Annotated in this window: 21 protein-coding genes and 1 pseudogene; 6 read left to right on the top strand and 16 right to left on the bottom strand. The window is 61.1% G+C overall.

Annotated features, from left to right (window positions below; genetic code table 11):
• Positions 1 to 336 precede the first annotated feature (336 nt).
• Positions 337 to 795 (top strand): helix-turn-helix domain-containing protein, encoded by a 459-nt coding sequence (locus tag FHT79_RS03490; protein WP_047613041.1) that lies wholly within the window; start codon positions 337 to 339, stop codon positions 793 to 795.
• 40 nt (positions 796 to 835) lie between these two features.
• Here the strand turns inward: FHT79_RS03490 and FHT79_RS03495 are convergent, their stop codons facing one another.
• A complete protein-coding gene (locus FHT79_RS03495; protein ID WP_047613040.1) occupies positions 836 to 1,276 on the bottom strand; it encodes a DMT family transporter in 441 nt (146 codons plus the stop codon).
• On the bottom strand, positions 1,273 to 1,758 hold the full coding sequence (locus FHT79_RS03500; protein ID WP_063476070.1) for a DMT family transporter: 486 nt from the start codon (positions 1,756 to 1,758) through the stop codon (positions 1,273 to 1,275). Before FHT79_RS03500 ends, FHT79_RS03495 begins: the two co-directional genes overlap by 4 nt.
• A gap of 181 nt (positions 1,759 to 1,939) precedes the next feature.
• Here FHT79_RS03500 and mug point away from each other — a divergent pair, with 181 nt between their 5' ends.
• The 3 genes and pseudogenes from mug to FHT79_RS03515 all read left to right on the top strand — a co-directional run bounded on the left by mug (position 1,940) and on the right by FHT79_RS03515 (position 3,708).
• Positions 1,940 to 2,503: a G/U mismatch-specific DNA glycosylase gene (gene mug / locus FHT79_RS03505; protein ID WP_047613036.1), complete on the top strand. Its 564-nt coding sequence runs from the start codon at positions 1,940 to 1,942 to the stop codon at positions 2,501 to 2,503.
• An 81-nt stretch (positions 2,504 to 2,584) separates the two neighbouring features.
• Positions 2,585 to 3,429, top strand: a pseudogene (locus tag FHT79_RS03510) (pirin family protein).
• A gap of 60 nt (positions 3,430 to 3,489) precedes the next feature.
• On the top strand, positions 3,490 to 3,708 hold the full coding sequence (locus FHT79_RS03515) for a hypothetical protein (RefSeq protein WP_047613034.1): 219 nt from the start codon (positions 3,490 to 3,492) through the stop codon (positions 3,706 to 3,708).
• Positions 3,709 to 3,720: 12 nt separating this feature from the next.
• On the opposite strand, the gene FHT79_RS03520 is transcribed toward FHT79_RS03515, so the two are convergent.
• The 6 genes from FHT79_RS03520 to FHT79_RS03545 all read right to left on the bottom strand — a co-directional run bounded on the left by FHT79_RS03520 (position 3,721) and on the right by FHT79_RS03545 (position 9,578).
• A complete protein-coding gene (locus FHT79_RS03520; protein WP_097594822.1) occupies positions 3,721 to 4,857 on the bottom strand; it encodes an FAD-binding oxidoreductase in 1,137 nt (378 codons plus the stop codon).
• Complete coding sequence (locus FHT79_RS03525; RefSeq protein ID WP_097594823.1) at positions 4,850 to 6,346, bottom strand: M81 family metallopeptidase; 1,497 nt, start codon at positions 6,344 to 6,346, stop codon at positions 4,850 to 4,852. Before FHT79_RS03525 ends, FHT79_RS03520 begins: the two co-directional genes overlap by 8 nt.
• Position 6,347: 1 nt before the next feature.
• Positions 6,348 to 7,313 (bottom strand): agmatinase, encoded by a 966-nt coding sequence (gene speB / locus FHT79_RS03530; protein ID WP_097594824.1) that lies wholly within the window; start codon positions 7,311 to 7,313, stop codon positions 6,348 to 6,350.
• Between the two features lies 1 nt (position 7,314).
• Positions 7,315 to 8,004 carry an ABC transporter permease subunit gene (locus FHT79_RS03535; protein ID WP_047613028.1) on the bottom strand — a complete coding sequence of 230 codons (690 nt, stop codon included), beginning with the start codon at positions 8,002 to 8,004 and terminating at the stop codon, positions 7,315 to 7,317.
• A 3-nt stretch (positions 8,005 to 8,007) separates the two neighbouring features.
• The gene (locus tag FHT79_RS03540; RefSeq protein ID WP_047613026.1) at positions 8,008 to 8,718 is read right to left on the bottom strand and encodes an ABC transporter permease subunit; all 711 of its coding nucleotides are present in this window, start codon (positions 8,716 to 8,718) and stop codon (positions 8,008 to 8,010) included.
• 71 nt (positions 8,719 to 8,789) lie between these two features.
• Positions 8,790 to 9,578: a transporter substrate-binding domain-containing protein gene (locus tag FHT79_RS03545; protein ID WP_047613024.1), complete on the bottom strand. Its 789-nt coding sequence runs from the start codon at positions 9,576 to 9,578 to the stop codon at positions 8,790 to 8,792.
• Between the two features lie 125 nt (positions 9,579 to 9,703).
• Here FHT79_RS03545 and FHT79_RS03550 point away from each other — a divergent pair, with 125 nt between their 5' ends.
• Positions 9,704 to 10,621, top strand: coding sequence for a LysR family transcriptional regulator (locus FHT79_RS03550; RefSeq protein WP_049809800.1), 918 nt, complete (start codon positions 9,704 to 9,706; stop codon positions 10,619 to 10,621).
• 102 nt (positions 10,622 to 10,723) lie between these two features.
• Here the strand turns inward: FHT79_RS03550 and FHT79_RS03555 are convergent, their stop codons facing one another.
• From FHT79_RS03555 to FHT79_RS03590, 8 genes are all read right to left on the bottom strand, one after another.
• Positions 10,724 to 11,257, bottom strand: a complete 534-nt coding sequence (locus FHT79_RS03555; protein ID WP_025554435.1) for a GNAT family N-acetyltransferase — start codon at positions 11,255 to 11,257, stop codon at positions 10,724 to 10,726.
• Between the two features lie 19 nt (positions 11,258 to 11,276).
• Positions 11,277 to 12,095, bottom strand: a complete 819-nt coding sequence (locus tag FHT79_RS03560; RefSeq protein WP_025554437.1) for a bifunctional allantoicase/(S)-ureidoglycine aminohydrolase — start codon at positions 12,093 to 12,095, stop codon at positions 11,277 to 11,279.
• A gap of 124 nt (positions 12,096 to 12,219) precedes the next feature.
• Positions 12,220 to 14,055 (bottom strand): ABC transporter ATP-binding protein, encoded by a 1,836-nt coding sequence (locus FHT79_RS03565; protein ID WP_025554438.1) that lies wholly within the window; start codon positions 14,053 to 14,055, stop codon positions 12,220 to 12,222.
• A 17-nt stretch (positions 14,056 to 14,072) separates the two neighbouring features.
• Positions 14,073 to 15,269: an aminotransferase class V-fold PLP-dependent enzyme gene (locus tag FHT79_RS03570; RefSeq protein ID WP_025554439.1), complete on the bottom strand. Its 1,197-nt coding sequence runs from the start codon at positions 15,267 to 15,269 to the stop codon at positions 14,073 to 14,075.
• Positions 15,270 to 15,339: 70 nt separating this feature from the next.
• Positions 15,340 to 15,852: a RidA family protein gene (locus FHT79_RS03575; protein ID WP_029723068.1), complete on the bottom strand. Its 513-nt coding sequence runs from the start codon at positions 15,850 to 15,852 to the stop codon at positions 15,340 to 15,342.
• A 49-nt stretch (positions 15,853 to 15,901) separates the two neighbouring features.
• Positions 15,902 to 16,774, bottom strand: coding sequence for an ABC transporter permease (locus FHT79_RS03580; RefSeq protein ID WP_025554443.1), 873 nt, complete (start codon positions 16,772 to 16,774; stop codon positions 15,902 to 15,904).
• Positions 16,774 to 17,715, bottom strand: a complete 942-nt coding sequence (locus FHT79_RS03585; protein ID WP_025554445.1) for an ABC transporter permease — start codon at positions 17,713 to 17,715, stop codon at positions 16,774 to 16,776. The genes FHT79_RS03580 and FHT79_RS03585 overlap by 1 nt, the downstream gene beginning before the upstream one ends.
• Positions 17,716 to 17,798: 83 nt before the next feature.
• A complete protein-coding gene (locus FHT79_RS03590; RefSeq protein WP_025554447.1) occupies positions 17,799 to 19,325 on the bottom strand; it encodes an ABC transporter substrate-binding protein in 1,527 nt (508 codons plus the stop codon).
• 229 nt (positions 19,326 to 19,554) lie between these two features.
• Here FHT79_RS03590 and FHT79_RS03595 point away from each other — a divergent pair, with 229 nt between their 5' ends.
• Positions 19,555 to 20,139: a DUF1349 domain-containing protein gene (locus FHT79_RS03595; RefSeq protein WP_025554449.1), complete on the top strand. Its 585-nt coding sequence runs from the start codon at positions 19,555 to 19,557 to the stop codon at positions 20,137 to 20,139.
• Positions 20,140 to 20,170 lie beyond the last annotated feature (31 nt).

The raw sequence follows: 20,170 nt of genomic DNA on the forward strand, positions 1-20,170 counted from the left end.
AGGCCGGTCGGTGCCGTGCCGCGTCTTTTTTCGATGGATTTTAGGCGATCGGGGCTGGGAAGACTATCGAGCGGCGGTCGCTGAATTGCATTTAGCGTAAGCTGGGCGGCAATCACAGCCCAGTTTTATCGGGATTGGTACGGCTTTTGTTTGATTTGCCCTTTTGTCGACCGATTCCAGCGTGGCTTTATGTCTTTCCGGACGGGGGCTTTCATATCACAGTCAGTCGCGATCATCGCATATTGGGTACGCTATATGAAAACAACCATGGAAAACCGAAGCGGGGAATACTACAGCTGCGCCGATTGAAAATGCGATCGAGGCTGAAAACACGCGATGAATGTCAAGACACCGAATGCAATAGACAGCTATGTCGGAGCGCGCATAAGAATGCGTCGGCAGTTGCTCGGGATGAGCCAGGAACGGCTTGCCGAGCAGATCGGCGTAACCTTTCAGCAGGTTCAGAAATACGAGAAGGGCATCAACCGCATCGGCGCGAGCCGCCTGCAGCGGATCGCCGATGTGCTCCACACCTCGGTAAGTTTCTTTTTCGAACAGGAGAATTCCGAGCCGTTGACGCTGCAAGGGCTGGATCTGTCGGCGAATTCCGATCCGGTCGCCGAATTCCTGCGAACGAAGGAAGGATTGGTGCTGAATCGCGCCTTTCTGAAGATCGCCGACCGCAATATCCGCGAAACGGTCATCGCATTGGTGAAGGCGATGGCGCAGGCAGAAAGTCACGGTGTGACATTGGGCGCCTCCATAGCGGACGTCACTCTTCCGCTCGGAGAATAGCTGGGCATATCGGCAGGCAATAACCGCATGAAGCGCTTGGTTATTGCGAGCCGTCGCCTTTGCGTCGCCTCCGGCTGACCATCATGCCGCCGACGATGAGGACGATTCCGGTCGCGTTCGCCCAAAACGACGTTGGAACGGCGCTGATATAATCAAGCGCCACCCCTGTCACCATCTGGCCACCGATGATCAGCAGAGCCGAATTGACCGCGCCTATGCGCGCAATCGCCCAACTGCCCGCCGCCACAAAAACAACACCGATGGAGCCGCCCAGATAGGCATACCAAGGCGCCTCGGCGGCGCCTGCAGGAAGCAGGCCCCCGACGAAGAGACCGAGGCATGTGAGAACGGCAAAGCCTATGGCATGATTCCAGAAGGATGCGATCAGCGGCGTGGTGGATATGCTCAACCGCCCATTGAGCTGGCGGCTGAGACCGACGAGCGCGCCGCCGAGGCACGCCAGGAGAATGAATAGTGTCACGCCGCACCTCGTCCAAACAGGATGATGAGCGCACCCCCGGTGACGACCAGGCCGAGTGCTACGATGTCTCGCATATCTGGACGCCGCTTCGGCAGACCGAACAGTCCCCAACTGTCGGCCGCAACGCTGAAGGCGACCTGGCCTGCCAAACCCAAGGCCAAGGTGCCGGAGAGCCCGAGCGGCGAGTTGACCGCGGTCGAGGTCAGAATGACCGTTGCCGCGCCGGATATCCCACCGAAGTAAGCCCACCAAGGCGCGTTGGGGGCTTTTCCCACCGTCGGCCTGCGCCGGCGGTGGACCAGCAAGAGAAGAATGACGGCTGCGATGATGCCTGTGCCATGAGCGGTCCAGGAGGAGAACAGGGGATTGCCATAATGGGCCAATTCCCCGTTGAAGTGCACCATGAACGTCAGGAGCCCACCCGTGGCAAAAGCACCGATGAAATAGATGGGATGCGAATTACGCGCTGCTTCGGTGGTCATTGCGGATCCTGTCAAAGAATCGATTGCGCCCGATATTTTTCAAATTGCCACTAAGGCCATTCATCGGCATTTTCAGCAAGATGATTAGCACCGTGTGTCTCTCGGATCGGCCCTCCTTGATGGCGCTGATGAAGCTCGTTTCGATCGACGCGACCCATTTAATCCGAACAATGGTTTTACAATGCCAGATGCCACGTCCGAGGACCTCGATGGTCCAGACGACCCTGCAATACCACGGACCGGATTGTCGGAAATCCTCGCGCCCGGCCTTTCCGTGGTTTTCTGCGGATTGAATCCGGCTCTGTCCGCAGTTCGCGACGGACATAATTTCTCGAACCCGAGCAACCGTTTTTGGCGGGTCTTGCATCTGGCTGGATTTACGCCGCGCTTGCTGCGAGCAGATGAAGAGCGCGCGTTGCTGCAATATGGCTGTGGCCTGACGTCCGCGGTTTCACGCCCGACGAAAAGCGCAGGCGAGCTTAAGAAGCAGGATTACCTCAGCGCAGCACCTGCTCTGGAAAGCAAGATACGAACGTTTGCGCCGGCCAATCTGGCCTTTCTTGGAAAGGCTGCATATGCGGCAATCAGTCTTCGAGCCAATGTCGAATGGGGTCGGCAAGCCGAGGAATTTGCCGGCGCCGTCGTCTGGTTGTTGCCAAATCCGAGTGGCCTCAACAGAGCCTTCACCTTGACGACATTGACCGAACGCTATCTCGAGCTGAGAGCGACGCTCAAGCCATCATAATGCCTGGACGAATGCGCTGACGCGCCCTTCCAGCAGATGGCTAATGGCCTAGTGTCATCATTGCCTTGCATGGAGGATGAGATGCTGCTCAAGGGCGAACGAACCTTCGTGGTGCGGGATGCGGGAGGTTTCGTCGCGCACGTCAACATGCCGGGCTGGTTGACGCCGAAGCCGACCGATCACGGCCATGGCCCCCTCGCCATGATCGTAGAATCCATCCTCGATCCCGGTCGCCTGATCGCGATGCATGAGCATAGAAATGACGAGATCATTTCCTGGGTGCCCGAAGGCGTCATGCGTCACGACGACAAGGCTGCAGGCCGACTGGTGATCGACCGCGACCATCTCATGGTGATGAATGCCGGAGCAAGCTTTTGGCATTCCGAAGAAACGCTGGCATCCGATCCGCCTCTGCGGATGCTGCAAATCCTCATTCGCCTCGCGCCATCGACCTCGAACCGAAGGTCCAACACGGACCGGTGCCAGTTGCCGCGGCAAACACCTGGCGACACCTGGTCGGGCCGGAAGCGGAGGGCGCGCCCTTCTATGTCCGCAGCACGATCGACGTCTTCGATATGCGGCTGGACGCGGGCGCAAGGGTGGAATTTCCGCGCAAGCAAGGCCGAGACCTCTATTTCTATGTCTTCAGCGGTTGTGTCGTCGCCGATAAGCAGACATTCGCCGAAGGCGAGCAGGGGCTGCATTTATTGGATGACAAGCTCGAAGTAGAGGCGCAGAGTGCAAGCATGTTGGTCGCGTTTCTGCTCGATCCGAACGCAGCGATCACCAGGCAGGGAACTGTCGGCGACCACAAGAAGATCCCACCGGCAATCCTCATTCGCGCGTTCCTGCGATGGAGGAAATTCCGCCAGATGTGGCGTCGTCATCTTTCGCATCGCCGCTCGAACACCGAAAAGGCGATATAAATGGAACAAGGATGCCCCTAACGGGTTTCGAACCTTAGCGTTCAATAGGAGGAGCATTTCATGCCTACGGTTGCCGCGACACCCATCACCCCGCCTGACCAGCATGTTGTCACAGCGCGCGAAGCCATCGAGCCGCTTTATGAGAAGCTCGAGCTGCAAACCGAATCGCTGGTCCTCGCTGCGGCGCTGGAAGCGGGCTGGCCTCCCGAGGAGGCAACCGAGGCACTGGCAGCACTCAGGCTACAGGACGCACTTTCCACCCTTGGACGAACGACTTAGCCGATAAGCCCATTATTCAAAGCGGATCGGCGAGAAAGTTTCTGCAGTGATCCCCTCCTGACGCAGGGCTGCCGGAATCGGGGTTTCCAGAAGCAGCGACGACGCGAGCGCAGCGACCGCTGGCGAACTTTGAATACCGAACCCGCCGAGCCCGGCCAGCCAAAAGAAGCCCGGCGCCCGCTTTGAGGCACCGATGACCGGCAGCCGGTCCGGTGCGAAGGTGCGCAGGCCCGCCCAACTATGGGAGATCCGATGGATTTCGAGCTTGGTGCAGTCGCTCAGATACTGCGCCGCCTGGGCGATATCCAATTCTTCCGGCCAGGCGTCATGCGGGGTGACCGGCGTCTCATCCGCCGGACTAACCAGGAGGCGGCCCGCATCCGGTTTGAAGTAGAAATCCTCGTCGATTTCGTTGATTTCGGGCATGGCCGAAACATCGTAACCCTCAACTGGCACGGTGATGGCGGTTCGGCGATAAGGCACCAGGCCGAGAGGCGTCGCGCCGAAATGGAGCGCCACGGGATCGGCCCAGCCGCCCGCCGCGTTCACCACTGTCGTGGCCAGCAGATCGGCGCCGTTCGTCTCCAGCCGCCATGCCGATCCTTCCATTCGGGCGCCCGTCACCTCGGCGTTGCGGCGCAGGTCGGCCCCGGCGTGTCGCGCCGATTTCAGATAGGACTGCAGCAGGCTGTCGACCTCGATGTCCCAGCAATCCGGGTCATAGAGCGCAGCCGCGACCCAGTCGGGGTCGAGAAACGGGACCAGCGCCAGCGCATCGGCAACCGTGAGCAATTGAAGCGGCCGGGCCATGGGCGCGCTTTTGTTGCGCTCGGCTTCGAAGATGTGATGGAGATGCCCGGCCTTCTCGGCCTGGGCAATGCAGAGGTTTCCGCGCGGCCGGATGAGCGGCAGGTCGCAGAACCCATCCGGAGGCGTCTGGAGAAATCCGGCGCTCGCCCGGATCAGCCGCCCCGCGCCTTCGGACTGGAAGCGCAGCGAGAATTCCGCCGCCGAGCGGCCGGTGGAATGATAGCCCCATGCCTCCTCCCGCTCCAGCAGCACGACCGAACGGCGATTGCCGATGGTATGTGCCAGTGCGGCGCCGACGATGCCGCCGCCGATGATGGCAATGTCAAAATGTTCAGCCATTGATTGGATCCAGTGGAAAAATTGGGCGTCGAATATTGCGGTAGTTGCGGCGGGTGAGATCCGGCGAGCATAATCCGCCGGCATCGGTCACCAGGATCTCACTTGCGAGCGGGGCGAAGGCGCCGCGGAAATGATGCATGGATTTCACCGCCAGGACCGCCTTCGCCGTCGGTTCGATGCCGAGCGCGCGGAAGATGTTGGCGTCGAGCATCTGTTGGTTTTCAGATGCGATCAGCACCTCTATCCCGCCGACCCGGAAAGAAACGGAGCGGCCGATCGTGCCGGGAAGGCCGGTGAACATCGGTCCTTCAAAAGTAAAGGCCCCATCGGAGACGGCCGCAACAGTGCCAGTGACTTCGATCGGCCCACCGCCCATGCTCGGATCCGTCTTGCCGCCGAGCAATACCGTGCATTCTGCGTCGACACCTGCGGATGCCAGCAGGTCAGCCGCCTCCGGGTCGTAGAGCACACCGAGAGCAATATTGCCCAGCCCTGCGTCAAGCAGTGCAGACAACAATGTCGTGCTGTCGCCATAGCCGCCTGAGCCCGGGTTGTCGGAGAAGTCGGCCACCACGACCGGCTTGTCGGTGGATTTGTGCGCCTTCAGCCGGGCGATACACTCCCAGAGAGGGATCGGCCGGGCCCAGTCGTCGCGGAAGTCCCATATCCGCGCGCAGATCCTGTCGGCAGTTGCTTGAGCCGTGACGGCGGAGACGATCTTTGCGTCGTAATTTACGAGAACGCTCGGGCCTGCCGCCCAGACATCGGCATCGGTGAAACCGGCGTTGACGGAGACGTTGAGGATGCCCGGCGTCATCATTTCCAGCGCTGCATCTTCCAGCAGCCGGCACATCGGCCCGTCCTGCGTCGTTCGTCCGTCGTCACAGCCGACCAGCATCGCCGGCCGGGCGATGAGCAGGCGCGGCGCCGTCTCGCCTGCCATTGCCGCATGAAGCAGCGTGCAGGCCTCGCGTCCGCGCTCACGCATGTCGACATGAGGGTAGGTCCTGAAGCTTACCGCGATATCGGCAAGCCCTGCCATTGCATCGAAGATATTGGCATGCAGATCGAGCGTCACCGCAATCGGGAGATCGGCCCCTACCACCGAACGGATGGCGGCGAGAAACTGGCTCTCTCCATCCTCGGATGTCTCGGTGACCATCGCGCCGTGGAGTGCGACGAAAATCCCGTCGATCGGCCCGGCCGTTTCAAGGCCGTGAACGACATCTGCGGTAATCGTGCGGCGCGCGGCTTCGGTGACCGTGCCGCCCGGCTGAGCATGAGCGGCAAGAATCGGCACAACCTCCCAACCCCTCGCCTCGGCCAGATCGAGGGCGCCGCCAATCTCGGAATTGGTGCCGCGCATCTTCGTGACAATCTCGACACCTTGGAAATAGCGACTGGCATGGAAGGCCTCGATCGGGGTCGAGCGAATGGTGAAGGTGTTTCCTTCGTGAGAGAATTCGATCAGAGCGACGCGAAAGCCCATCTTATACTCCTTGCCGGCCTGCCGCGCGGGCGCAGATATATTCCAGGATCAGCGAGGCGCCCAGGAGCGCTGTCACGCCGGTCGGATCATAGGGTGGCGCCACCTCGACGAGGTCCATGCCGACGAAATTGACATCCGTCGTCCGGCGCAGGATCGAAAGGATCTCGTGCGGCGCCAGTCCGTCGACGACCGGGGTGCCTGTGCCGGGAGCAAAGGCAGGATCGAGGCAGTCGATGTCGATGCTCAGATAGGTGGGCCTGTCACCCACCACTTCGCGCAGGCGAGCAAGGGCACCCTGCCAACCATGTTCGTGCAGCCAGTCACGGTAGAGCACGGTGATCGAGTCGGTATGGTCGTAATGGGTGCGGATACCGATTTGGATTGCGTGAGCGGGGTCGATCAATCCATCGCACATTGCATGATGCACGAATGTGCCATGGTCGAATTCCTTGCTCGCCTGCGTGTCACGGTGGGCGTCGAACTGGACATAGGCGAGCTTCCCGTGCCGCTCGGCATGGGCCTTCAAGGCGGTGAAAGTGGTGCTGTGATCGCCGCCCAGCATGACCGTTCCGGCCCCCTCCTCGACGATCCGGCGGGCGAATTCCACCGCGTTTTCCAGCATCTTTTGTGGCTGCCCGCGCCGGAACGGCACGTCGCCAGCGTCCACCACCGAGAGCCGGTCGAAGGGGTCGAAACCCCAGGGCCAGACCTCGCCCCAGGCCAACTGGGTCGAGGCTTCGCGTAGCGCGGACGGGCCGAAGCGTGCACCCGAGCGGCCGGAGGTCGCCAGATCGAAGGGAATGCCATAGACGACAAGATCGACGCCGGTGAAATCCAGGCTGGGACGGCGCCGAAGGAAGGTGCGGATGCCGGAATAAGGCATTTCCACATAGGTCCCGTCCGGACCGGGCGCGGTCTGGAACACACCTTCATGGCCGAAGATGCTCTGATTGGATTGTATTTTCATTTCAAACTGTTCCTGCGAAATGTAGCCATCGGTTGCGACCCTCGAGGCGGCGCCAGAGCGCTTCGATCAGGAGGACGACGGCCAGATAGTTAAGCGCCGCCACGTAGAAGACGGTGAGGTCGAAGCTCTGGGCGTAAAGGGATCGCGCCTGGCCCATGATATCGGGCACGGTGATCACGCTGACGATGGCCGAGGCCTTGAGCAGCAGCACCAGTTCATTGCCGATGGTCGGCAGCATCCGTGCCGTGGCGATCGGCAGCACGATCTTGCGGAAAATCTGCACGGTCGAAAGGCCGAGCACCCGCCCTGCCTCGATCGTCCCTCGCGGCACGGCCTGGATACCGCCGCGCAAAATTTCCGCCTGATAGGCCGCGGAATTGAGCGCGAAGGCGAGGAGGCCGCAATAGAACGCATCGCGAAAGAACCACCAAAGGCCAATATCCCGCAGTTCGCGGCTGAAGGAGCCAAGGCCATAATAGATCAGAAAAACCTGAACCAGCAGCGGCGTGCCGCGCATGAGGTAGATATATCCATAGGCCATGCCGGAGATTGTCCGGTTGCGACTGAGCCGGGCCAGTGCGAGTGGCAGCGCCAAGCTGAAGCCCATGAGCGCGCTCAGCAATGTAAGCGTAACCGTATTCTGAAGCCCTTGCGCCCATAGGGCGAGATTGTCGGTGAGAAGCGTCAGCATCTTCTAACGCCCCCTACCGCGAGGAGCCGTGCGTCGTTCCAACAGCGCCTGACCGATGCCCGAGAGCAAAGCAAGCGCGACGTAGATCAGGGCGAGCACGGTATAGAAGAAGAACGGCTTCTTGGTCGTCGAGATCGCCATATTGGTGTAACGGACGAGGTCGTTCACCGCTATGATCGAAACCAGCGACGTATCCTTCAGAAGGATCAGCCACAGATTGCCGAAAGCGGGAATGCAATGCCGCCACATCTGGGGGAGGACGACCAGGAAGAAGGCCTGTCTCCGGTGCAGGCCCAGCGATGCCGCCGCCTCTGCCTGTCCCCTGCCGACCGCCTGATAGGCGGCACGGACGACTTCGCTGCCGAGTGCGCTGAAAACGAGCGTCAGCGCCACCACGCCAGCCGCAAAGGCATTGAGTGAAATGCTGGCGTTCGGGAAAGCGAGATGCACCACCCAGTCAATGAGCACTTGGAGCTGGTAGTAGATGATGACGAGGGTCAACAGCTCGGGCAGACTGCGAAAGACTGTCGTGCTGGCGAACGCCAACCAGCGGGCTATCGGGCTGCGGGCGTTTTTGCCCCAAGCCAGCAGGAAGGATAGGACCAGGGCCAGCGGAGCGGTGGCGAAGGCGAGTGCGAGTGTTACACTCAGGCCTCGCAGCAACTCGTCTCCCCAGCCCTCGTCGCTGAATAACAGCAGTGAGATGAACTCCATCGCGAATTATCTTCCGATTGCTTGGCGGGCTGGCTGGACGCTGACTGTGTGGCGTCCAACCTGGTTGCGGACTACCTGAAGATTTCGCCGGCGAGCTTCGGTTGTGTCATGATGTCGAATTTGAAGTAGCGCGCGCGAATCTTGCCATAGGTGCCGTTGGCCTGGATCTCGGCCAGCGCGTCGTTCAGCCGCTTCAGCAGCGCCTCATCGTCCTTGCGGACGGCAATCCCGGTGCCCTTCATGCCGTCATCGCCGAAGGCCTCTCCGACGAAATCACAGCAGGCGCCGCTGTCCTTGGCGAGCCAATCCGCCAGCACGAACTGGCTGGCCAGGACCAGATCAAGCCTTTGATTGTCGAGGTCGAGCAGAGCGTCATCGAGCTTGGGATAAAGCTTCACCTCTGCTTCGGGGAAATATTGCTTGAGGATCGCGACCTCGGTCGTGCCTGATTGGGTGCCGACCACCAGCCCTTTCAAATCGGCTGGCAGCGCGTTCTTCAGTCCCGAATCCTTGGAGGCGACGAAGCGGTCGGGGTTGAAATAGTAGGGAGCAGTGAAACTGATTACCTTCGCGCGTTCAGTGGTGATCGCCATCGAGGAGAGGATGGCGTCGAATTTCTTGGCATTCAGCGCCGGGATGATCCCATCCCAATCGGTGGACACCCATTCGCACTTCACCTTCATCGCCTCGCACAGCGCGTTGCCGATGTCGATATCGAAGCCGTTCAGATTGCCGGCGCTGTCAAAATACTCGAACGGTGGGTAATAGCCCTCAGTTCCCATTCGGACGACACCGTCTTCCGCCGCCGCATTGGTCGCGGCGGCAGCGGCAATCAGGGCGAGGATTCTAAGATATCGCATGGCGGTCTCCTGTTGATGGGTGCGGGCTTTGCTCCGAGGGCGGTTCAGGATTCCGGAAGATGGTGAATATTGAAAATTCTTATTTCTTCTTCTAGAAATAAATTTCGCTTATGGAGACATGCCAGATGGTCGACTTCGTCCGGCAACTTGACTGGAACCTGCTGCACACTTTCATGATCGTGGCGCAGGAACGGAGCATGACGCGGGCCGCCGACGTGATGCACCGCACCCAGCCGGCGATCAGCCAGGGGATCAAGCGGCTTGAGGAAACGGCCGGCACTAAGCTTCTGGAACGCAGTCGTACCGGCCTGATACCAACGCCCGCGGGCGAAATGCTGCTCGAACAGGTCCGATCGATTTTCGCTACGATTTCCCGCTTGCCGGTCGGTTTCGAAGCGGCGCCGGCGGCGTTGTCCGGCAGGTTGAAGATCGCCATGATCGACCAAGTGGTGAACGAGACCTTGGATCGTGCGCTGACGTCTTTCTTCGCACGGTATCCAGGCGTGGATCTGGAAATCACAGTGAGCACCACGGCGGCCATCATCCGTGCCGTAGAACTCGGCCATTGTACCTTCGGTATCTCGGACGGGGTGATTCCGGATTTCCTGGCTTCCCGCGAGTTGATGCGAGAGAGGTTCGGCCTGTTTTGCGGCGCAATCCACCGGCTGGCTGGCCGCAGGGACCTGACCGTCGCACAACTGCGTGCCGAACCATTTATCGGCTTCACCGCAGATGTGCTCGGCGGCACGCACATGGGCGATGTCACCGCCTACCGCGCCAGCGCCTCGATCGGTCAACGGGTACGGGGTCAGTCGAGCTATGTCAGCGAGATACGGCGGATGATCGAATGCGGCCTCGGAATAGGCTTCCTGCCGCTGCATCTCGCCGAACCGTATGTCGACCAGGGAAAGTTGTGGCGCCTGCCGCCCTATCGGGACGAGCCCTGCGCATCGGCCTATGTCGTCACCAATCCGCAAATCGGGCTCTCGGTGCCCGAGACGTTGTTCCTGAAGGAGCTTTCGAAGATCGATTTCGGACTCTGAGCTATGCTTTGCAATATATCGTTACAGCCATGAATTGATCATGAATTATCGTGCTCCATGGTTGCCGCGCCGTCGTGCCGGCACGAGCCCTGATATCCGCTTTCAAATACCGTTTGGTGATCGCAGTTCGTAGAGCACGTGAGGGCGCAACGGATGCCCTTCGGCCAAATTGGGATGATCGAAGTCACCGATCCGGTTCATTCCCAATCGCCTCATCAAACCCCAGGAACTGCTGTTTGCGGGCACCGTGAAGCTGACGATGCGGTCAAGTTTCAGATCGTTGAAGGCAAAATCCAGAGACCGTTCCGCGGCCTCGCGCGCGTATCCGGCGCCGTGCCGCGACGCTGAAAGCCGCCAGCCGATTTCGACTGCCGGGGCAAACGGCAAAGCCGGCGAAACATTGTTGAGGCCGCAGAGGCCGATCAATGCGCCGCCTGCCTTCTCCTCCAGCGCCCAGAACCCCCAGCCATGATCCTCGAAGTGACGGTCGATGCGGTCGAGCATCGCATCCGACTGTTCATCTGTCAGAGGATTGAGATATCGGACGACGTCGGGTTCGGCGTTGATCGCAGCAAAGGGTTTGCGATCCTCCTGCCGCCAGGGTCTCAAGATCAGTCGTTCGCTTTCGAGCCTCATCGTCCCTCCGCGACAGCTCCTACCAGAGCGTCATATGACGGTTGACGTCCTTGTAGAGCAGGTAGCGGAACCGGCCGGGCCCACCGGCGTAACATGCCTGCGGGCAGAAGGAGCGCAACCACATGAAGTCGCCGGCCTCGACCTCGACCCAATCCTGGTTCAAGCGATAGACCGCCTTGCCTTCCAGCACATAGAGACCATGCTCCATGACATGGGTTTCCATGAAGGGGATCACGGCCCCCGGCTCCAACGTCACGATATTCACGTGCATGTCGTAGCGGACATCGGCCGGATCGATGAACCGGGTCGTCCCCCAGCGGCCATCGGTGTCGGGCATTGCCGAGATGGCGTGCTCGTCCTCATGCGTGAAGATCGCCGGCGGCGGTTCCAGCCCGTCGACCGCCTGAAAGGCCTTTCGAATCCAGTGGAATTTTGCCGCGGTCGAACCGTCGTTTTTCAGGCGCCAGACTGAACCTGCCGGAAGATAGGCGAACGAGCCGCTGCGAAGTGCATGGCTGACGCCGTCGAGTTCCACCGTGATGTCGCCCTCGACGACGAACAGAACCGCTTCGGCCCGCTTGTCGGGCTCCGGCCGATCGCTTCCGCCGCCCGGCTGGACCTCCATCACATATTGCGAAAAGGTCTCGGAGAAGCCGGAGAGCGGCCGGGAGAGAACCCATGCCCGCGTCCCCGTCCAATGGGGAAGGACGCTGGTGACGATGTCGGTCATGACGCTGCGCGGAATGACTGCATAGGCTGTGGTGAAGACGGCCTTGCTGGAAAGCAGCTCGGTTTGCGGCGGCAGTCCGCCGAGTTTGGAATAATAATCTCTGTTCATCGGTCCAGGCTTCGCGGCTTTTGATTGTGCATCTGCTTTATGCGCCGTTGCCGCGTTAGGCAACTCCCAATGGGTCGAGCGGCGCCCTCCGAGCTCGGGGCTCGAAAAGCGCGGGTGCTATAACCTACCGATCGGCCATCACCAGATGTCCCGGTCCGACCTCGCGATAGGAGGCGTTCGCCGGCTGATAGTCGACCGGGCGCATCGGGCTCTTGATCTCGTCATTCGCCACCATCCGCTTTTCATGGCGGCGGTCGGGATCGGGCACGGGCACCGCCGCAATGAGCTTTTTCGTATATGGATGCTGCGGATTTTCAAAGACCGCAGCCCGTGGGCCGATCTCGACGATCTCGCCGAGATACATCACCGCCACCCGGTGGCTGACGCGTTCGACGACCGCCATGTCGTGCGAGATGAACAGGAAGGCGAGGTTCAGGCTCTGCTGCAAATCGAGCATCAGGTTGATGACCTGCGCCTTGATCGAGACGTCGAGCGCCGAGACGCTTTCGTCGGCGACGATGACCTTCGGCCGCAAGGCGAGCGCGCGGGCGATGCAGATGCGCTGGCGTTGGCCGCCGGAAAACTCATGCGGATAACGCGCGGCCATATCCGCCGACAGACCGACCTTCATCAGCAGATCAGCGACGACGTCCTTTGCCTGTTTCGCATTGCCCATCTTATGTTCGAGGTAGGGTTCGGCGATCGCAGCACCGACTGTCATGCGCGGATTGAGGCTGGCAAAGGGATCCTGGAAGATCATCTGCACGGATTTGCGCATCTCGCGCAGATCCTTTTTGTCGAGGCCGAGCACCTCCCTGCCCTCGACGAGAACGGAACCGGCCTGCGGTTCGATGAGACGCATGATGGCGCGGCCGGTCGTCGATTTGCCGCAGCCGGATTCGCCGACGAGCGACAGCGTCTCGCCGGCATGAAGATCGAAGGAGACGTTTTCGACCGCGTGCACCCGGCTGGTCAACCGGCCGAACAGGCCGGTATGAATGTCGAAGCGCTTGGTGAGGTTCTTCACCTCAAGGACCGGCATTGCAGCGACGGTATCGGCGGCCTCGGCGGGAACGTCCGATTCTCCCGTTGCCGTGTTGACCACCGGAAAGCGCAGGGGCCTTTGCCTGCCTTGCATCGAGCCAAGCACCGGCACGGCGGATAGCAGCGCCCGGGTATAGGGGTGTTTGCCGCGGTGGAAGATATCGGCGGTGGCGCCGCTTTCGACTTGCTCGCCGCGATACATCACCACCGTCCTGTCGGCGATTTCGGCGACGACGCCCATGTCATGGGTGATGAACAGAACCGAGGTCCCCTCCTCGTCCTGCAGCATCTTGATGAGATCGAGGATCTGGCCCTGGATCGTCACGTCGAGCGCCGTCGTCGGCTCGTCGGCGATCAACAGTTTCGGCCGGCTGGCGAGCGCCATGGCGATCATCACCCGCTGGCGCATGCCGCCGGAGAAACGATGCGGATATTCGCCGAAGCGCGAGGCGGCCGAGGGAATGCGGACCTTTTCCAGCAGCCGGATGGTCTCGGCTTTGGCGTCCGCCTTGCTCATATCGGAATGGCAGAGCAGCGCCTCGGAAATCTGATCGCCGATGGTGAAAAGCGGATTGAGCGATGTCATCGGCTCCTGGAAGATCATCGCCACCTCATTGCCGCGCACCTGCCGCATGGCATTTTCCGGCAATGCCAGCAGGTCACGTCCGCCGAGCATGACCCGGCCCTCGACGCGGCTCGTCTCCGCCTGCAGCAGCCGCATGATCGAGAGCGAGGTGACGCTCTTGCCCGAGCCGGATTCGCCGACGATCGCCACCGTCTCACCCGGCGCCACGGTGAAGGAGACGTCGCGCACGACCGGTTTCCAGACGCCATCCACCAGAAAGGACGTCGTCAGCCTGTCGACGGCAAGAACGTCGGTCGTCGTCTGGATCGGTTGCGCTTGGACGTTGGCCATGTCTGCTCCTCTACGGTTCAATCCGGCCAGCGCAGCAGCCCGTCGAAGCGGTGCTTGCTGCGGTTTTCGATCGGCGTTGCGATGATCTCGTTGGAGGCGCGCGCCTTGTCGAGTTCCTGCGCCAGGCGCTCGGCGACGATCTTCTCCTCGCCCGGATGCAGATTGCACGGATCGAGGTAGAAATAGCGGTGCTCCACTTCGTGATCGCGCACGATGATCGGCGGGCTGCCCTTGGCAAGCGCATCGGCCAGATCCCAGGCAGTGATATGCGCCTGCTCGGGATCGATGATCAGGCGCAGCCGATCGAGCGGATTGTTGGTCGGGTCGGGTTCGATCAGCGTGGTGAGGCCAGGGCGGCCGTCGAGCGTGCGCTTCCACAGGTTGAGATAGCTGGTTTCGCGCTCCCGGATGCCGGCATGGTCGCGGTTCTCCCAGGCTTCGAGTGCCGCCATGACGCCGAAAATGCTCTCCTTGCCGACCTTCATGCCGCGGCCGATGCCCATGTTCTGCAGGAAGGCATGACGCACCAGCTCCTTCTTGCCGGCAACGATGCCCGTAGTCGGACCGCCGAGGAATTTGTGGCCGGAGTAAAGGGCGATATCGGCGCCCTGCTTCAGGAAAATCTTCAGATCATATTCCGAAGCCGCATCGACGATGACGGGCACGCCCTTGGCATGGGCGATCTCGACGAATTCCTTCAGGTTCAAAAGTCCGTAATCGACGACATGGTGCGAGACGACGTAGACGGCGGCTGCGGTCTTGTCGGTGATGGCGTTTTCCATGTGGAAACGATGTGTCGAGGTCGCCTGGCCGACAAGCACGACCTTGCCGCCGGCCAGCCGGATCGCCTGGTCGACGGGTGCGCCATAGCTGACCACATGGCCCATCTGCACCAGCACTTCGTTCTTCTCCGGTACGACATCCGGCAGCCTCTCGATCGCCAGCAGATTGTTGCCGGTGATTGCCCCGGCAACAGCCAGCGAAATGCCGGCCGAGCAGGAAGCGGTGACGAAGCCCGCCTCGCCGCCGGTCAGCCGGGCGATGACGCCGCTTGCCTTGCGCTGCAGGTCGTTGATCTCGACGAAGTGCGGCAGGATCGATGCCATCGCCTCGATCGCTTCCGGCACGACGATCGAGGCGCCGAGGCTCGTCATCGTGCCGGATACGTTGATGACAGGGCGAAGACCGATTGATGGTCTCATATCAGTGGACATGAAGTTCTCCAGAATTCTGGGGCGGGTAGCGGGATAAGATGGGACGCTACTCCAAATATGAAAGTTCTCGTCAGCCGTGCAAGGCGACGATCGCCTCGATCTCGACGGTGATGTTGCCGGGCAGCGAGCCGAAGCCGACGGCCGAGCGGGCATGTTCGCCGGCCGGCCCGAAGACTGCGATCAACAGATCCGAGCAGCCGTTGATGACGCTCGGATGATCCTCGAACTCGGGCACGGCATTGACCATGCCGAGCAGTTTGACCACCCGCTTGACACGGGAGAGATCACCCAGCGCCTCCTGCATGACGGCAAGCAGATTGATGCCGGTCAGCCGCGCATGGCCATAGGCCTCGTCGACACTGATGCCGCCGCCGACCTTGCCGGCATGCAGGAAACCGTCAGCCTCGCGCGGTCCCTGACCGGAGAGATAAAGCATATTACCTTCGAGCACATGCGTGACGAAATTGGCGATCGGCGGCGGTGGCGGCGGAAGCGTTATGCCGAGGGCGGCAAGCCGCTCGTAAGGCGAGTTCTCGACCTTGCCGGCGGCGGTGGGAAACTGATTCACGCAAACTCCTGTCATGCAATTTTCGATTTGGCGAATTGGAATAGGCCGACCCACGGTCGGCGGATTAGAGATCCTTGCGAAGTCTTGGATCGAGCATGTCCCTCAGGCCATCGCCAACCATCTGCAGCGACAGCACCGAGAGGATGATGGCGATGCCGGGAAACAGCGTCATCCAATCGGCCTGGCCGATATATTGCCGGCCGGCGGCGATCATCGTTCCCCAGGTCGGGATCTCAGGGCTGACGCCGAGGCCGAGGAAAGACAGGCCGGCTTCGGCAAGCATGGCGCTGGCGAAGAGGAATGTGGCCTGCACGAGGATCGGCGACAGCAGATTGCGCAGCACATGCCGCGTCATGATATGGAAGGTCGAAATGCCAAGCGCCCTCGCCGCCTCGACATAGGGCAGTTCGCGAATAACCAGCGTCGACGCGCGGACGATGCGGGCAAGGCGCGGCGCATAGACGATCGACAGCGCGATGATCACGGTTGTCAGAGAGGGACCGAGGGCTGCGACGAGCGCGATCGCCAGCAGAATATCCGGAAACGCCATCATCGCGTCGATCAGCCGGGCGATCGGTGTGTCGAGCTTCTGGAAGAAACCGGCCAGTAGCCCGAGCGTCACGCCGATCACGGCCGAGAGCGTCACGACCGCAACACCGACGAGCAGCGACAGGCGGCCGGCGAAGATCGTGCGCGAAAAGACATCGCGGCCGAACTCGTCCGTGCCGAAGAAGAACATGCCGCTCGGCGGCTTCAGCCGGTTGACGATGGAAAGCTTCGACGGCGAATAGGGCGCGACGACAGGTGCGAAGACCGCCAGAAGCACGAAGATCGTCAGGATCAAGAGGCCGCAGGCGACCGTCTTGCGTTTCAGCAGGCGCCGGAGGAATTTGCTGCGCTCGCCCTCGACGGCTGATTTGATTGCGATATCGGCCATCAGTAGCGCACCCTCGGATCGATCAGCAGATAGAGCATGTCGATCGCAAAATTGATCAGCACGTAGAGCGCGGCGATGACGAGCAGCGCGCCCTGGATGACCGGATAATCGCGGCGCAGCACCGCCGAGACGACGAGATTGCCGACACCCGGCAGGCCGAACACGGTCTCGGTGACGACGGCGCCCGAAATCAGCACCGCCGCCGTCAGGCCGATCACCGTCAGGATCGGGATCAGCGCATTTTTCAGCGCGTGCTTGAGGATCACCCGACGCTCGATCAGCCCCTTGGCGCGCGCCGTGCGGATATAATCGTCGCCGAGCACATCGAGCATCGAGGCGCGGGTGAAGCGCAGGATCAGCGCCGAGGAGACAATGCCGAGCGCGAAGGCCGGCAGCGTCAGATGATACATGCGGTCGAAGAAGGTCGAGCCGGGACCGCCATAACCTGAAACCGGGAAGAGGTTGAGCCGGACGGCGAAAAACTGCATCAGGATGAGGCCGAGCCAGAAGCTTGGAATGCTGGCGGCAAACATGGCGAGTGTCGTTGCCGCCTGGTCGACGAAGGAGCCGCGACGATAGGCGGCATAGATGCCGATCGGAAGGGCGATGACGCTGGCGATGGCAAGCGAGAACAGCGTCAGGAAGAAGGTCGGCTCGGCGCGGTCGAGCAGGGCCGAGGTGACAGGCATGTTGAGGAAGATCGACTGGCCGAGATCGCCCTTCAGCAGCTGGCCGATATAATAGACATATTGCAGGCCGAGCGATTGATCGAGGCCGAGCCGGGATCGGAGGTCGGCAATATCCTGCGGCGTTGCATCCGGCCCGAGCATGACGGCGGCCGGATCTCCCGGCGTCACGCGCACGATGACGAAGACGATCGTGACGACGAGAAACATCACGACGATCATGCCGAACAGGCGCTGGAGGATGTAGCGTATCATGAATGCCTGGCCTTAAGCCTTTGCGGATGCGGCAGAAAAGACGATCGGTACCGGCCGCGGAAGGCCGGTACCGGTGGCGATGTTTACTTCTTGATCGAAGCATTCCAGAAATACGGCCACGGCGCCGGATCGACGCCTTCGAGCTTGGTCGACTCGGCCGAGACGGCGTTGAAGTCGCCGATCTTCATGAAGGGTGCGTCGGCATAGACGGCTTTCTGGACATCGGCCCAGAGCGCCACGCGCTTCTTCGGATCGACTTCCGAGGTGAAGGCATCGACGGCGGCCTTGCGGGCCGGCGTATCCCACCAGCCGGGCGAGCTGGTCGAGAGCGAGCCGATGAGGGCCGGCTCCGGCAGGAAGGGGCTATGGGTGATGTAGATATCCCAGAGCTTCGGATCGGCGCGGCGCTGCGTCAGCGTCGCCCAGTCCACCACCTGCATATCGACGGTGAAGCCGGCAAGCTTCAGATATTCGGCGGCGACCTGCGCCATCTTGTAGTGGAACTCGTACTGGCGGCTGGTCAGGATGCGGATCGGTTCGCCATTGTAGCCGGCCTTCTTGGCGGCAGCCGCCGCCCCTTCCGGATCGGCGACGTTATAGGCGCCCTCGACGCCGGCATCCGTCGACCAGGCAAAGGTCTTCGGATAGATGGCGCCGTCGAGCGCGTAGAAATCCGTGCTGCCGAAAGCCGCGGCCAGCATGTCTTCCATGCTGAGCGCCTGGCGGATGGCCTTGCGCACTTCGACGTTCTTGTTGATGCCCTCGGCCGTGTTGAAGACGAAGACGGGATAACCGAAGGGCTTCAGGATGATCGGCTGCGAGGCGGTGGAGGCCTTCAGCTTGTCGTAGGATTCGACAGGGATCGAGTCGACATAATCATACTGGCCGGAAACGGCGGCCTCGACGCGGGTGTTCGGATCCGGCACCGGCACGAAGCGGATCTCATCGAGATATTGATGGCGGGCGCCGCCGTAACCATTGCTGTCGCCTTCGCGGGACTTGTAACCGTCGAAGCGGACGAGCTGGATATACTGGTCGGCCTTGCGCTCCTTCAGCATATAGGGACCGGTGCCGATGAATTCCTTCATCGGTTCGTCCTGCTTTTCGGCGGGGATGATGATCGCGGCCGAATTGTTGAAGGCGAGCAGCGAGGTCAGCGGCGCATAGGGCTGCTTCAGCGTGATCGTGACCGTCGCCGGATCGACGGCGGTGATCTTGTCGATGAAACCGGCCACCTGCTTGCCGCGCGAGGCGATCTTCATCCAGCGGCCAAGCGAGGCGACGACATCGTCCGAGGTCATGTCGCTATTGTCGTGGAACTTGATGCCGGTCCTGAGCTTGATCGTATAGGTTTTGCCGTCGGCGCTGATCTCGGGCAGGCTTTCGGCCAGCAGCGGCGTGACGTTCCAGCTCTTGTCGAACGTATAGAGCGTTTCGAAAATATGCTGCGTGACGATGCCGACCAGATCGGCCGTCGACGACATCGGATCGAGCGTCGGCGGCTCGCCGATCGTCGCGACGTTGATGACGCCGCCCTTTTCCTGAGCAAGGAGCGTCGAAGGCAGGGCGACGAGCGCAGTGCCGAGCAGGAATGCGACCAGTGTTTTCATGCGAGATCTCCCGATTTAGTTCCACAATTATGTAATTCATATTTTTGTAAGAGAATAAGAGATGCATCGATCCTGTCAAGCACGCGCGACGGATTATGCCCTCGCGGGTAGCACGACGCCGGAAAAACACCATCTTCGGCTGCGGCGCGCCCTCTGCACGACGGCCGGGCATTATGCCAAGGTAAGGCGATCGCCCTGCGGCAAGGCTTCAACGGAACGGGAGAACAGGATGAGCATCGATTTCAACGCCGGAAAATGGCTGAACGAGCCGGCCAACTGGCGGGCAGACGAAGCCGCCCTCACCCTGACGACCGATGAGAAAACCGATTTCTGGCGAGAGACCCATTACGGTTTCATCCGCGACAGCGGCCATTTCCTCGCCTTTCCGAGGGCCGACGGCTTCACCGCACAAATCCGCGTCCAGGGCGAATTCCGCACCCTCTACGACCAGGCCGGCCTGATGGTGCGCATCGATGAAAAACGCTGGGTGAAAACCGGCGTCGAATTCACCGACGGCGAAGCCTTCCTCAGCACCGTCGTCACCGACGGCAAATCCGACTGGTCGGTGGCGCAGCCCTTCAAGGAATTGGAGGATTTCCGCATCCGCGTGACCGTCAAAAACGGCGCGATGCGCATCCAGGCTTCACGTGATGGCAGCTTCTGGCCGCTGCTGCGGTTAGCGCCCTTTCCGGCAGCCATGCACTACGAGGTCGGACCGACCGCCTGCACGCCGGAGCGCAGCGGGTTGAGGGTGCGGTTTTCGGAGTTTTCGATTGGGGCGGCGATTACGACGGGGCTGCATGATTTGAGCTAGGAGGCAACTTCAGAAAATAGCGCGTGGGAAA

The organism is Rhizobium sp. BK212, from assembly GCF_014197475.1.
Lineage (GTDB): Bacteria > Pseudomonadota > Alphaproteobacteria > Rhizobiales > Rhizobiaceae > Rhizobium > Rhizobium anhuiense.